Source organism: Salinicola peritrichatus (assembly GCF_003206715.1).
GTDB lineage: Bacteria > Pseudomonadota > Gammaproteobacteria > Pseudomonadales > Halomonadaceae > Salinicola > Salinicola peritrichatus.
Genome location: NZ_PZJU01000034.1, coordinates 25,226 through 38,514 on the forward strand (window position 1 = coordinate 25,226; position 13,289 = coordinate 38,514).

A 13,289-nucleotide genomic window follows, 5' to 3' on the forward strand; every position below is an offset into this window, starting at 1 on the left:
GATGTGGTATGGCGGTCAAATCAACACAAGACGTGTGGTCCCAGCTCCGAAACGCGGGAGCAACCGAGGTGGCCGAGAGTGGTCCAGAATTCTTGGCGCAGGATCCTGAGCACGGCTCGTACTCCCGCTTCGCCATCGGCGGCCAGCCCCAGCGCCACGGTTCGGCCCAGTGCCACCGCATCCGCGCCCAGGGCCAACGCCATGGCAATGTCGCTGCCACGGCGGATACCGCTGTCGAAGACGATGGGGACATCGTTGCCGGCGGCACGCCGAACCTCGGCTAGCGTCTCGATCGCGGCGGGCATCCGGTCGATGCTGCGGCCGCCGTAGTTCGAGACATACAACCCTGCCGCGCCAGCCCGGAGCGCGGCCTCGGCGTCCCGGGCCGAGGTGACGCCCTTGACGATGCAGGGCAGCGGCGAGGCGGCCATGACCCGCGCGGCCTGTTCCCAGTTCCAGCGGGGACGGGTGAAATCCAGCTGCTCGGCCAGTGCCGCCGGGTCCGATAGGCCGGGACCGAAGTTGGCAGGTCCGGTTTCACCGCGGACGGTGAAACGGTCCTCGGTCATCCGTTCGCGCCACTGGCGGATCGGCGAGTAGGTGACGCAGATATGGGTGTAGCCCGCATCCCGAGCCCGGCCGATCAGTTGCAGTACCGCCTCTTCCTCGCCGACGAAAGTCACCTGGAAGATGGCCGGCGCCGGTGAGGCGGCAGCGACCGTCTCCAGCGAATGGGCGGCGGCCACCGGCACCATTTGCCGGATGCCCTCGGCCGCGGCCGCCCGGGCCACGGCCAGGTGCCCTTCGGGATGGAACAATGCCTCGCCGCCGCCGAAGGGGGCGACATAGGCGGGGAAGGATAGCTCATGGCCCAGTACTCGGGTCGCTGTCTCGGGATTCGTGATCCCGGCGAACAGCGGCGTGGAGAAGCGCAGTCGGTCGAAGGCGGCGGTATTGTCGCGCAGCGTCACCTCGTCGCCGGTGCCGCAGTGTAAATAGTTCCACGCCACCTCGGACAACTGGCGGCGCGCCTCGCGCTCGATGCCGCGCAGGGTGGTGAATCTCTCCGCGGTGGCATAGCGGTCGTCGACACGTGTCATCGGCTCAGTCCTCTCTGTACGCGGCGGGCGCCTCCAGCCGGTATGACCGGCCAGCACGGCGATGTATACGGTTACGGCAAACGGCGCCATGCATGGCGACGTTGCGGAAACGGAAATGGGGATCAGGCACCGGGAGCATAGGCTTCGATGGGCAGTTCCGGCTTCTCGCCGACTAGGGACTGGGCGAGAAGCCGGCCAGCGAAGGGGCCGATCGAAATGCCGCCTGCGCCAAGGCCGTTGCCGAGCGCAAGGTTGTCGAATCCGGGGACTCGGCCGATGATCGGCCGGACGCTGGAAGCGGCGGGGCGGAAGCCGATGCGGGTCTCGATCAATTCGGCATCGGCAAGTCCCGGTGCGATATCGAGTCCCGCGCCCAGCACCTCGAACTGGCCTTCGGCGGTTACGCGGTAGTCGAAGCCGGAATCGTCCTCGCGGGTGGCGCCGACGACGATGCGGCTGTCGTCGAAGGCCAGCATGTAGTAGCTGTTCATCGGCAACAGTACCGGCCAGTTGGCGGTTGCCGTGCCCGCAAGTCGCAGGTGGACAATCTGTCCCTTCTGTGGCTTGACCGGATGCATCAATCCCAGGGGACGCAGAATCTGCGCCGCCCAGGCGCCAGCGCAGACGACGATTTCGTCGGCCGCGATCTCGCGCCCGGTACTGTCCAGCGCACGCGCCCGGCCGCCATGGGTCGACAGGGTTATGTAGTCGTTGCGATAGCGCGCCCCCATCGTCACGGCGGCCCTGACCATGGCCGCCGACAGCCGGCGGGCATCGACCCGGGCGCCGCCCGCGATGTGAATGGCCTCCAGCCCCTCGCGCAGGGGCGGGAAAAGCGCTCGCGCCTCGGTGCTGCCGAGCCGGCGTATCTCGCCCGCTTCGGGCGCGTCGGCGGTCCGCGCAGCGATTCGTTCACCCGCGGCGGCGAACTCGGCGGGATTCTCGGACACCACCAGCGCACCGACCCGGCGATAGCCGAGATCGGTCTCGCCCCGCGCCTCGAGACCCGCAATCAATTCGCCGTAATAGCGGGCGCCGGCGGCATACATGGCGTACCAGTCGGGGTCGGTCAACCGTGTCGCCCATGGGCAGACGATGCCCGCTCCGGCCAGTGTCGCCTTGCCCGGATGGACCTCGTCGACGATTTCGACCTGGTGGCCGCGACAGGCAACGTCGTAGGCGGTACTCGCGCCGAACATGCCGGCGCCGATGATCAAGAATTTCATTGTGCTTCCATTCTGGTTCATGGGCGCCTGGTAGCGAGCGCCAGTCGAGGTTCGGAACCGATGATCATTCGACCGTCACGCCGGATAACCGCGTCGAGCCAAAGATCGCCGGGACGTAACCCTTGACTTGTTGCGAGACGGCAGTGATGGCGTCCGCGCCGCCGAGAATGACCGCCGGTACCTCTTCGTGCAGCCGCTCCTGCGCCTGGTGGTAAAGCGTCGCGCGTTCCTGCTGATCGGTAATCCGGCCGGCCCGGTTCATCGTTTCTATGAACTGGTCGTCGCACCAGGCCCCAATGTTGGAAGGACTGGGCTGTCCCTCGGCGTTGCAGGTGAAATAGTTGTTGGGAATCTGGCTGGGATCGGGGAAGTCGTAAATGCCGCCGAACATGCCGACCGGGGCCTCTCCTGCCCGTGCGCGATCGAGATATTCGGCCCATTCGTAGGTCACGATCTCGGCCTCGACACCGATCTTGGCCCAGTCGGCCTGAATCATTTCCGCGGCGCGGCGCCCACTCGGCATGTAAGGGCGCGCGACGGGAATGGCCCAGATCTGGGTCTCGAAGCCGTCGGGATAGCCGGCTTCGGTGAGGAGTTCCCTGGCATGTTCCGGGTCGTAGGGGTAGGGCCCGATGTCCGTCGCCGATCCCCAGAGTGCCGGCGGGATCACCGCGCCCGTCACGTGGCCCATGCCGTTGTAGACCGACTGCACCAGGGGCTCGATCTCGATCGCCTCGGCCAGCGCCCGGCGTACTCGCTTGTCCTGGAACGGCTTCTCGCGGAAGTTGAAGGTAATGAATCCCGACGAGGCCACGGGCGTCGCCACCGCGTCGATGCCCGGTGCCTCCTCGATGGTCTCGCGATCGGCGAGGTTGGGATAGAGCGCCACCTGGCATTCACCGGCCAGGGCGCGTTGCAGGCGTGTCGATGCATCGGGGGTAATGGCCAGCACCACGGTGTCGACCATCGGCGTGCGGTCGGCGATACCTTGCTCGGCGCCCCAGGTCTGGGCGAAGGGCAGTAGCCGGACCATCGAGTCCTGCTGATAGGCTTGCAGCTCGAACGGGCCGGTACCGATGGGGTCGCGGTCGAATGCCTCGGGGGTGCCGGCCTTCATCATCGCATCGGCATATTCGGCCGAGGTCATCGCCAGCGAGCCGTGGGCCAGGATACCGATGAACGGCGCCAGGGGTTCCTTTAGCTTGAAGGCAACGGTGTAGTCATCGATCTTTTCGACGCTGGCCAGGGCATCGGCCAGTTTGGTATCGAAAGTGATGTAGATGCCGCCGCTCACCTTGGCGTAGGGATGACCGGGATCCATCATTCGCTGGAAGGTGAACATGACATCATCGGCGTTGAAATCCCGCGTCGGACTGAAATCGGCATTCGACTGCCACTTCACGCCATGACGAAGGTGAAAGGTGTAGGTCAGCCCGTCCTCCGAGATGTCCCAGCTTTCCGCCAGCGCCGGCTCGATGTCGGACGACCCCTTCTTGACCGAGACGAGGCCGTCGTAGATCTGCCCCAGCACGTAGGCCGTGGTACCGCTCGATGTCAGTTCCGGGTTGAAGGTGTCGGGCGAGCCCTCGATGCAGACCGAAAGCATGTCGGCGTGGGCTATCGGGGCAACCGAGAAGAGTGCCGCGAGAACGAGGGTTTTTCTTGTAATCATGCGAACTCCCTATCGAATGTAACGAGAACCGCACTCGGCCCCCGGAATTCCAGAACAGCGTCGGGCGGGAGCCATTCCTGGTACGGGAACGCCATGTTTTATTAGCCTTTTCGCTACTATGAATGCCAAATAATCGTTGCTCCGTAAACTATTATCGCAACTCATCTGTAATGCCCCGGCGAATATTCGCCAACTCGAAGCCTTTCATGCCTATTGGCAACGGAGGCGGTTGCCCCGCCATGCTGCGGAGCCGCGAGCGTCGGTCGATGGCGACGCCGTGCCCACCACCTGCCAATAAAGGAGAGAATCCGCAAACCAGGATGGCGTGGCTCAATCTTGCTTGTCGGGCAGAGATAATGGTCTGCTATAAGAACTCTGGCTTTTCCACAGGATCATCGCCCACAGAACCATCGAAAGGAACCGACGATGAGCATCGACCCCCAAGCAGGACGCTTGCCCGACGAACACAGCCTCGCCAACCTGCCGCGCCTGGTTTCGCGCTATTACAGCGAGCATCCGGATCCCAGCGATCCCGGCCAGCAGGTCGCCTTCGGCACTTCCGGACATCGCGGTTCGTCGTTGAAGACCAGCTTCAACGAGTGGCACATTCTCGCCACCACCCAGGCGATCTGCGAGTACCGTCAGGCGCAGGGCGTCGATGGGCCGTTGTTCATCGGTATGGATACTCACGCGCTGTCGGAGCCGGCCTTCGTCTCGGCGCTGGAAGTGCTGGCGGCCAACGGCGTCGAGACGCGGATCGATGCCGGTTGCGAGGAGACCAGCGGCGAGGTGGGTTATACGCCGACGCCGGCAATCTCCAACGCGATCCTGGTCTACAACCGGGGCCGGTCCAGCGGTCTGGCCGATGGCATCGTCATCACGCCGTCGCACAATCCGCCGGTGGATGGCGGCTTCAAGTACAACCCCACCAATGGCGGCCCGGCCGATACCGGGGTGACCAAGTGGATCCAGGAGCGCGCCAACGCGCATCTGGCCGACGGTCTCAAGCAGGTCAAGCGTATCGATTACGCCAGGGCGATCGAAGCGCCGACGACCCAGCGCTTCGACTTCATCGACAGCTATGTCGGCGGCCTCGACCGGGTGATCGACATGGCCGCGATTCGCGATTCCGGCCTCAAGTTCGGTGTCGATCCGCTCGGCGGCGCCGGCGTGCACTACTGGCCCCGGATCGCCGAGAAGTACGATCTGCCGCTGGAGGTGCTCTCGACCACGGTCGATCCGACCTTCCGCTTCATGCGCGTCGACTGGGACGGCAAGATCCGCATGGATTGCTCGTCGCCCCACGCCATGGCCGGGCTGATCGAGAACAAGGACCGCTTCGACGTCTCCTTCGCCTGCGATACCGATCATGATCGTCACGGCATCGTCGCCCGTTCCACGGGGCTTCTGAATCCCAATCACTATCTGGCCGTGGCCATCGAGTATCTCTTCACTCACCGCCCGAACTGGGGCGACAAGGCGGCCATCGGCAAGACCCTGGTGTCGTCGTCGATGATCGATTACGTCGCCGAAGGATTGGGCCGCAAGGTGATCGAGGTGCCGGTGGGCTTCAAGTGGTTCGTCGATGGGCTGATCGAAGGCAGCCTCGGTTTCGGCGGCGAGGAGTCCGCCGGCGCGTCGTTCCTGACGCTCGACGGCAAGCCCTGGTCGACCGACAAGGACGGCATCATCCTCGGCCTGCTCGCCGCCGAGATCACCGCCGTGACCGGCAAGGACCCGGGCGAGTGCTATCAGGCGCTGACCGAGCGCTTCGGCGCGCCGGTCTACCAGCGCGTCGACGCGCCGGCCAATCGCGAGCAGAAGGCCAGGCTCGGCAAGCTCTCGCCCGAGCAGGTCACCGCCGACACGCTGGCCGGCCATCCGATCACCCGCAAGCTGACCGAAGCCCCCGGCAACGGGGCGGCGATCGGTGGCTTGAAGGTGGTCACCGATGCCGGCTGGTTCGCCGCGCGCCCCTCCGGCACCGAGGATGTCTACAAGATCTACGCCGAAAGCTTCGAGGGTGAGGAGCACTTGAAGCGCATCCAGCAGGAAGCCAAGGCGCTGGTCGACGAGGTACTGGCGGGGTAGGTTTATTTACCCCATATGGGTGACCAGCTTGGTGGTGAGGTAGGCTTCCAGCGCTTCGCTGCCGCCTTCGGAGCCGTAGCCGGAATCCTTGATGCCGCCGAACGGCAGTTCGGGCAGCGCGATACCCAGGTGGTTGATGGTCAGCATGCCCGCTTCCAGCCGGTCGCTGAGCGCCTGGGCGGTTTTCGACGAGGCGGTGAAGGCGTAGGCGGCCAGGCCGAACGGTAGACGGTTGGCCTCGGCCAGTGCCTCTTCCAGGTCGTCGAACGGTACCAGCAGCGCCAGCGGGCCGAACGGTTCTTCGTTCATCGCGCGCATCTGCGGCGTCAATCCGGTCAGCACGGTCGGTTCGAAGAAGTAACCGGGGCCGTCGCTGCCCTTGCCGCCGAGTTGAACGGTCGCGCCCTGGCTGCGGGCATCTTCGATCAACGCTTCCAGTGCCGGACGACGGCGCTCGTTGGCCAGCGGCCCCATGGTCACGTCGGGGTCGAGTCCGTTGCCGACCTTGACCTCGCGGGCCAGGGCGACGAAGCGCTCCAGGAAGGTTTCGAACACGCCGCGTTGGATCAGGAAGCGGGTCGGCGAGACGCAGACCTGGCCGGCGTTGCGGAATTTCGAACCGGCGAGCAGCCGCGCGGCCTGCTCGACATCGGCATCGTCGAAGACCAGTGCCGGCGCGTGGCCGCCCAGTTCCATGGTGGCGAGCTTCATGTGCTCGCCGGCCATGGCGGCCAGTTGCTTGCCGACCGGGGTGGAACCGGTGAAGGTGACCTTGCGGATCGTCGGATGAGGAATCAGGTAGCTGGAGATTTCCGCCGGTACGCCGTAGACCAGACCGATGACGCCGGCTGGTACGCCGGCATCGGCGAAGGCGCGAATCAGCTCGGCCGGAGAGGCGGGCGTCTCTTCCGGCGCCTTGACGATGATCGAACAGCCGGTGGCGAGCGCCGAGGAGAGCTTGCGCACCACCTGGTTGATCGGGAAGTTCCACGGCGTGAAGGCCGCGACCGGGCCGACCGGCTGACGCACGACACGCTGCTCGACGCCGGCTGCCCGCGCCGGCACGATGCGCCCGTAGGTACGCCGACCCTCCTCTGCCAGCCAGTCGATGGTATCGGCGGCGGCCAGGGTTTCACCGCGTGCCTCGGCCAGCGGCTTGCCCTGTTCCTGGGTCATCAGCCGTGCGATGCCATCGGCGCGTTCGCGCAGCAGTTCGGCCGCCTTGCGCATGATCTTGTAGCGCTCGAACGCGGAAGTGGCGCGCCAGACCTGGAAGCCACGTTCGGTGGCGGCCAGGGCCGCGTCGAGATCGGCGGTGGTGGCGTGTGCAACCCGGCCGATCACCTCGCCGGTAGCCGGATTGACCACATCGATCTGGCGACCGTCGCTGCCTTCGCGCCATTCGCCATCGATGTAGAGTTTTACGTCGGAGTAGGATTGTGTTTCGAGTGGCATTCTTCGAGGTTCCTTATTGATGTGTTGTATGTCGCCGTTCAGCCATCATAACCGTTCGGCGCCGGTTGCGGAGCCGTGCCTTGCCCGACGTTCGGCCAGCGCGCAGAAGAAATCGATGTACTGGATGTGGCCGCCGGGGAAGATCACGTCCAGGCGCAGCGGATCGTCGGCATCGGTAATGCCTTCCAGACCCGGCCAGGCATCGACGTTCGGGTCCTCGGCGTGGCGCGCGAGCCGTTCGGCATCTACCCCGGCGCGGCGTACCTCGCCGCCGCTGCTGTCGACGTAGAGCACCCGGTTGCCGCTGTCGAACGCATCCCCTAGCTGCTGGACCAGAGTCAGAAAGCCGCGATCGCTGCCGCCGCGCAGACGCTCCACCCGGCCGTCGGCTTCGTGGGTGAACGAGGTCACCGTATCGCCGACGCCGACGATCGTCGGCATCAAGGCGGGGTCGAAATGCTCGCGCGCGAGCTGCAACAGCGCGGCGTGATCGCGTGGCGCCTCGCGGGCGTTGAAGGCTTCGCCCAGCGGGTAGTGGCCGGTATGGCGGTGATAGTAACGGTTCAGGATCACCAGCACGCCGACTTCCTTGACGGCGCCACGCAGCATCAGTTGGAAGTCCGTCGTGCCTGCTGTCTTCGTGCCGGCGTTGTCGTCGCCGTCGCTCTCCCGCAGGCGCTCGTTGCCTTGCGCATCCCGGCCAGCATTGGGGGCATAGTGGATGAAAAAGGCGTCGTCGAGGCCGGCCTGGCTGGCGGCTTCCAGGCGATCGCGCATGAAATCGGCAACGGCGATCTGCAGCGCTCGATAGCGAGCGGGAGCGTCCCGCCAATGGCGGTAGAAGACGTTGAGATTGAGCGTCGGCGAGGCCAGGTTGTCGAGCACGGCGCTGGCGATCAGGTCGCGCTTCGCTTCCGAATCCACGCAGTAGGGTGGCCTGGACAGCAGGTCGTCGAGGAAAGCCTCGGCCCGGGCCGGGAAATCGCGCAGGAAATCGAGCTCGGCCTGGCTGACGCCGGGGTGGGAAACGTTGCCGAAACGATCCTGCCACTGCACGCCGCCGGCGCCGAGCCCGGGTAGATAGCGGCCCTGTTCGCCAGCGCGATCGGTGGTGTCGAACAGCGATTCGACGATGCCGTTGACGCCACGCGAGCCGATGTGCTCGCCGTTGGTCAGTACATAGAAATGACCATCCAGGTCTCGCGCGGCATCGAGATAGCGACGCTCGAGGCGGCGCGTCAGCGGATCGCCGACCAGCCCCATGCACACCCCGTCGAGATCCTGAATGATCAGCAGGTTGTCGATCGCGGCCAGCTCCGCGATCAGCCCCGCGTGGTCCAGGGAAAACGCTTGTTCATTGATCATGGCGACTTTTGGATCGTTCATGGCGACAGTATATCGAGCCGCACCGCCGAGCATAGCCCGGCCGGGCAGGCGTCAGTCGGGTGCGCGCTGGTGTGCCCGGCAAATATGCTGCCAGAGCGCGGTCAGTTGCGCCGGCGAACCGGGCTCGACGCGGCTGGCCTCGACCGCCAGCACCGGCACGTGCAACGTGGCGAGGTGGTCTCGATACAGCCGGTGAAGGTCGCTCAAGTATTCGGCGGTGATCGCCGCCTCGAAGTCGCGTCCACGCTCGGCGATGCGCGTCAATAGCGTCGGCGTGTCGGCGTCGAGATAGACGATCAGCGTTGGCTGGGAACCGCCGGCCGGCATCGCGTCGGCGATCTCGCGGTAGAGCGCGAGCTCGCGCCCCTTCAGCACCAGTTCGGCGAAGATGCGATCCTTGAGCAGGGTGTGGTCGGCGACCGTTATTGTCCCTGCCGCGGGCGTCAGCGCCTCGAGCTGACGATGGCGCGACACCAGGAAATCGAGCTGAGCCGGCAGCGCCCAGCGTTCGGGATCGGCATAGAAATCGGCCAGAAAGGCGTTGCGCTGATAATTTTCCAGGCTCAGGCGCACCGTCTCTCGTGTCTGCTGGCGAAGATACGCCGCCAGCTGGCGGGCAAGCGTGGTCTTGCCTGCACCGATAGGGCCCTCGATCGCGATGTGCATGTCCCTGCGCCTTCCGTGGTGAGCCTTCAGCATAGTCCAGGCGGCCGGCGGGCCGCTTGCCCGGCGGTCGGGCGCGACTAGTCTGTTAGGGTCTGTTCACGCTATTCACGCGGCCACGCGGCCACGCGGCGCATGGGGTGAACAGGCCCTGGGATCGGTGATTTGACAGCCATCGCCCAAGCCTGGATAAAAGACCTTCACTGTTCATATAGCGGCCCCATATGCTTCTGCTGACGGCATTCGTCGTTCTCTCGATCGGTTTTTCCTTCCTCTGTTCGGTGCTGGAAGCCGCACTGCTTTCGCTGACGCCGAGCTACATCGCCCAGCTCAAGGAAACGCGCCCGCGCCTCCACGATTCGCTCAACGATCTCAAGTCCAATATCGACCGGCCGCTGGCCGCGATTCTGACCCTCAACACCATCGCGCATACCGTCGGTGCCACCGGCGTCGGTGCACAGGTGGCGGCGATATTCGGCGAGGCCCACGTGGCGATCGCCTCGGCATTGATGACCTTCGCCATTCTGGTGTTCTCCGAGATCATTCCCAAGACGATCGGGGCGACTTACTGGCGCGCCCTGGCGCCGCTGCTGCCTCGGTTGCTGCGCTTCATGGTGTCGACGCTGCTGCCCTTCATCTGGCTTTCCGAGATGATCACCAACCGCATCGCCAAGTACGAGAAGGATGTCGACATGCGTGGCGAGATCAAGACGCTGGCGCGTATCGGCCTTGAGGAGAAGGCCCTCGATGCCGACGAGACACGCACCATCGTCAATATTCTCAACCTGCACGAAATTCCGGTGAAGAGCGTGATGACGCCGCGCACCGTGTGTGAAACGGTGAGGCCGGACATGCGCGTGGCCGAGTTCGATCAGCGCTACGGCAAGGCCCAGTTCACCCGCTATCCCGTGATGGACGGCGCCGAGCGGGCGCTGGGGTACGTGCACAAGGCGGACACCTATCACACCGAGGATGAGCAGACGCTCAAGGCGATCATGCACCCGATTGCCGAAGTCGACGAGAGCGACAGCGTCGAGCAGGTCTTCACCGCGATGCTCAAGGATCACAACCACATGCGGGTGGTCTACGACGAGCACGGCAGTTGGGTCGGCCTGATCACCATGGAGGACGTGATCGAGACGATTCTCGGTCAGGACATCGTCGACGAGACCGACAACGTGCGTAACCTGCGCAAGTACGCCAAGCAGCGCTGGCTGAAGCGGATTCGTCCCGATGCCTCCTGAGGCCGCTCGGGCGGTGCGGGGCGCTCAGATCACCTTGCGCCGCAGCCAGGCGGCGACCAGCTCGCCCAGAACCACCAGCACGATGATCGCCAGCAGCACCGTCGCCACTATTTGCCACGCCAGGGTATCGATGGCGCCCTGCAGGATCACGCCGATGCCGCCGGCGCCGACCAGCCCCAGCACCGTCGATTCACGCAGGTTGATGTCCCAGCGCAGGATACTGACCGCGAAGAAGGTGGGAACGACCTGCGGTACGATGGCGTAGAGCACCACCTTGGCGCGCGACGCGCCGGTGGCCTCCAGCGCCTCGACCGGGCGGCGGTCGATCTCCTCGATCGCCTCGCCCAGCAGCTTGCCGAGAAATCCCAGCGAGCGAAACATGATCGCGATGATGCCCGCCAATACCCCCGGGCCGAAGATCGCCACGAACAGCAGTGCCCAGATCAGCGTGTTGACCGAGCGGCTGGAGACCAGGATGAAGCGCCCCAGCCACAGCGTGAAGCGGTTGGGCGTGGTGTTCTGGGCGGCGATGTAGGCGATCGGCAACGACAGCAAGACCGCGGCGAACGTCGCAATGGTGGCGATGTTGAGCGTCTCCACCAATGCCCACAGGATGGCGTCGAGTCGGCTCACGTCCGGCGGCACCATGCGTGAGAACAGATCGCCGACCTGGGCTGGCGCGTCCCATACCCAGGGCCAGATAATGTCGATGCTTTCCACCGACCACACCACCGCCAACACCACGATCATCAGCGTGGCGAAGCGTCTCCAGCGCTGCGCCGGGGTATAGCGCGTCCACGTCCGTTCGGCGACGCTCGTACTCATCCGATGTTCCTCCTGATACGACCGCTGACCGCCTCGCTGATCAGGATCACGCCGATGATCACCAGGGTGATCGCCAGGGCGAAATCGTAGTCGTAGCGACCGAAGGCGTTCATCAAGGTGGCGCCGATGCCGCCGGCGCCGACGATGCCCACCACTGCCGAGGCGCGCAGGTTGCTATCGAGTTGATAGATCGCCAGGCCGATCTGGCGCGGCATGACCTGCGGCAATACCGCGAACTGCAGCACGCCGATATAGGGCGTGCCACTGGCGCGCAGCGCCTCCACCTGGCCCCAGTCGATCTCCTCGATGCGCTCCGCCAGCATCTTGGCGACGAAACCGATCGAATAGAGCGTGAGCGTCAGGATACCGGCCACCGGTCCGAAGCCCACCGCCTTGACGAACAGGATCGCCACGATCACCGGATGGAAGCTGCGGGCGACGATGATGATCGCGCGGCCGAGCAGATAGATCGGCTTGGCGGCGACGTTGCGCGCCGCCATGAAGGCGATCGGTACGCTCAGGGCCAGGCCCAGCAGCGTCGCCAGAATGGCAATCTGCAGACTCTCCAGGAAGCCGTCGATCAGCAGTTCGTAGCGCGAGAAATTGGGCGGCACGGCGCCGGAAAAGATGCGTGCGGCTCGAGTGAAGCCCTGGCTGATGCGCTCGATATCGAACGGCAGCGTCGAGACCGCCCAGATCGCGTAGACCACGAACCCGACCACCAATCCCCAGCGCAACCAGGGGTTGGCGATGAATGGCGGTTTGCGCCAGGTGCGCGTGGTGATGTGTTCGGCGTGGCTCATGACGTGGCCATCCGCCAGGAACCCGCGGCGGCTTCCTGCCGCTCGGCCGCGGGCGTGCCGCTGTAGACCGCGTCCATCGCCGACTGGTCGAGATCGTCCGGACCGCCGTCGAAAATCAGCTTGCCGAAGCGCATGCCGACGATGCGCTGCGTATATTCCCGGGCCTCGGCGACATTGTGGATATTGATCAATACCGGTAGCGAAAGCTCCTGGGAGAGCGACTGCAGCAGTTCCATGATCTGACGCGAGCTGACCGGGTCGAGCGATGCCGTCGGTTCGTCGGCGAGCAGGATTTCCGGCTGCTGCATCAGCGCGCGAACCACGCCGACGCGTTGGCGCTCGCCGCCGGAAAGCGCATCGGCGCGCTGGTTGGCATAGTGGGCGATGCCGACCCGCTCCATCAGATGGTAGGCGCGTTCTATGTCCTCGGCCGGATACTTGCGCAGCGCCGCGCGCCAGTAAGGCAGGTAGCCGAGGCGGCCGCACTGGACGTTCTCCATCACCGTCAGTCGATCGACCAGGTTGAAGCCCTGGAAAATCATGCCGATGCGCCGTCGCGCCTTGCGCAGTTCCTCGCGCTTGAGCCGGGTCAATTCCAGGCCGTTGAGTTCGATGCTGCCCTCGCTGGGTTCGACCAGGCGGTTGATGCAGCGCAGCAACGTACTCTTGCCCGCTCCCGAAGCGCCGATGATCGAAACCACCGACTCGCCGGGCACGTCGAGATCGAGCCCGCGCAGCACCGGTTCTCCGTTCCCGTAGCGCTTGACCAGATTGCGGATTCTCAGCATGCGTTGTTCTCCTCGCATGACGGTCGGCGGCGGGCC

Annotated in this window: 11 protein-coding genes; 2 read left to right on the forward strand and 9 right to left on the reverse strand. The window is 65.1% G+C overall.

Annotation, left to right across the window (positions count from 1 at the left end; genetic code table 11):
- Positions 1-20: 20 nt before the first annotated feature.
- The 3 genes from DOM57_RS13595 to DOM57_RS13605 form a co-directional block, all read right to left on the reverse strand.
- A complete protein-coding gene (locus DOM57_RS13595; RefSeq protein WP_110649744.1) occupies positions 21-1,100 on the reverse strand; it encodes an alpha-hydroxy acid oxidase in 1,080 nt (359 codons plus the stop codon).
- A 122-nt stretch (positions 1,101-1,222) separates the two neighbouring features.
- Positions 1,223-2,326, reverse strand: coding sequence for an NAD(P)/FAD-dependent oxidoreductase (locus tag DOM57_RS13600; RefSeq protein WP_110649745.1), 1,104 nt, complete (start codon positions 2,324-2,326; stop codon positions 1,223-1,225).
- A gap of 64 nt (positions 2,327-2,390) precedes the next feature.
- Positions 2,391-3,998 (reverse strand): ABC transporter substrate-binding protein, encoded by a 1,608-nt coding sequence (locus DOM57_RS13605; protein WP_110649746.1) that lies wholly within the window; start codon positions 3,996-3,998, stop codon positions 2,391-2,393.
- A 426-nt stretch (positions 3,999-4,424) separates the two neighbouring features.
- On the opposite strand from DOM57_RS13605, the gene pgm reads away from it, so the two are divergent.
- Complete coding sequence (gene pgm, locus DOM57_RS13610) at positions 4,425-6,089, forward strand: phosphoglucomutase (alpha-D-glucose-1,6-bisphosphate-dependent) (RefSeq protein ID WP_110649747.1); 1,665 nt, start codon at positions 4,425-4,427, stop codon at positions 6,087-6,089.
- A 6-nt stretch (positions 6,090-6,095) separates the two neighbouring features.
- Here pgm and DOM57_RS13615 read toward each other — a convergent pair whose 3' ends face one another.
- From DOM57_RS13615 to DOM57_RS13625, 3 genes are read right to left on the reverse strand one after another with little or no spacing between them, the layout of a single operon-like run.
- Positions 6,096-7,544, reverse strand: a complete 1,449-nt coding sequence (locus DOM57_RS13615; RefSeq protein ID WP_110649748.1) for an NAD-dependent succinate-semialdehyde dehydrogenase — start codon at positions 7,542-7,544, stop codon at positions 6,096-6,098.
- A gap of 45 nt (positions 7,545-7,589) precedes the next feature.
- Entirely contained in the window at positions 7,590-8,930 is a 1,341-nt protein-coding gene (stpA, locus tag DOM57_RS13620; protein WP_239496227.1) for a glucosylglycerol 3-phosphatase, read from the reverse strand.
- A gap of 51 nt (positions 8,931-8,981) precedes the next feature.
- Positions 8,982-9,596 carry a deoxynucleoside kinase gene (locus DOM57_RS13625; protein ID WP_110649750.1) on the reverse strand — a complete coding sequence of 205 codons (615 nt, stop codon included), beginning with the start codon at positions 9,594-9,596 and terminating at the stop codon, positions 8,982-8,984.
- 221 nt (positions 9,597-9,817) lie between these two features.
- Between DOM57_RS13625 and DOM57_RS13630 the strand changes: the two genes are divergently transcribed.
- Positions 9,818-10,837: a CNNM domain-containing protein gene (locus tag DOM57_RS13630; RefSeq protein ID WP_110649751.1), complete on the forward strand. Its 1,020-nt coding sequence runs from the start codon at positions 9,818-9,820 to the stop codon at positions 10,835-10,837.
- A 24-nt stretch (positions 10,838-10,861) separates the two neighbouring features.
- Here the strand turns inward: DOM57_RS13630 and phnE (DOM57_RS13635) are convergent, their stop codons facing one another.
- The 3 genes from phnE (DOM57_RS13635) to phnC are packed head-to-tail and all read right to left on the reverse strand — an operon-like array spanning position 10,862 to position 13,253.
- Complete coding sequence (phnE, locus tag DOM57_RS13635) at positions 10,862-11,662, reverse strand: phosphonate ABC transporter, permease protein PhnE (protein ID WP_110649752.1); 801 nt, start codon at positions 11,660-11,662, stop codon at positions 10,862-10,864.
- Complete coding sequence (gene phnE, locus DOM57_RS13640) at positions 11,659-12,465, reverse strand: phosphonate ABC transporter, permease protein PhnE (protein WP_110649753.1); 807 nt, start codon at positions 12,463-12,465, stop codon at positions 11,659-11,661. The genes phnE (DOM57_RS13635) and phnE (DOM57_RS13640) overlap by 4 nt, the downstream gene beginning before the upstream one ends.
- Positions 12,462-13,253: a phosphonate ABC transporter ATP-binding protein gene (phnC, locus tag DOM57_RS13645; RefSeq protein WP_110649754.1), complete on the reverse strand. Its 792-nt coding sequence runs from the start codon at positions 13,251-13,253 to the stop codon at positions 12,462-12,464. The genes phnE (DOM57_RS13640) and phnC overlap by 4 nt, the downstream gene beginning before the upstream one ends.
- Between the last annotated feature and the right edge of the window lie 36 nt (positions 13,254-13,289).

Bases quoted from the DNA above. Each gene is read 5' to 3' on its own strand.
- DOM57_RS13595 (WP_110649744.1), bottom strand. From the start codon at position 1,100: ATGACACGTGTCGACGACCGCTATGCCACCGCGGAGAGATTCACCACC.
- DOM57_RS13600 (WP_110649745.1), bottom strand. From the start codon at position 2,326: ATGAAATTCTTGATCATCGGCGCCGGCATGTTCGGCGCGAGTACCGCC.
- DOM57_RS13605 (WP_110649746.1), bottom strand. From the start codon at position 3,998: ATGATTACAAGAAAAACCCTCGTTCTCGCGGCACTCTTCTCGGTTGCC.
- pgm (WP_110649747.1), top strand. From the start codon at position 4,425: ATGAGCATCGACCCCCAAGCAGGACGCTTGCCCGACGAACACAGCCTC.
- DOM57_RS13615 (WP_110649748.1), bottom strand. From the start codon at position 7,544: ATGCCACTCGAAACACAATCCTACTCCGACGTAAAACTCTACATCGAT.
- stpA (WP_239496227.1), bottom strand. From the start codon at position 8,930: ATGAACGATCCAAAAGTCGCCATGATCAATGAACAAGCGTTTTCCCTG.
- DOM57_RS13625 (WP_110649750.1), bottom strand. From the start codon at position 9,596: ATGCACATCGCGATCGAGGGCCCTATCGGTGCAGGCAAGACCACGCTT.
- DOM57_RS13630 (WP_110649751.1), top strand. From the start codon at position 9,818: ATGCTTCTGCTGACGGCATTCGTCGTTCTCTCGATCGGTTTTTCCTTC.
- phnE (WP_110649752.1), bottom strand. From the start codon at position 11,662: ATGAGTACGAGCGTCGCCGAACGGACGTGGACGCGCTATACCCCGGCG.
- phnE (WP_110649753.1), bottom strand. From the start codon at position 12,465: ATGAGCCACGCCGAACACATCACCACGCGCACCTGGCGCAAACCGCCA.
- phnC (WP_110649754.1), bottom strand. From the start codon at position 13,253: ATGCTGAGAATCCGCAATCTGGTCAAGCGCTACGGGAACGGAGAACCG.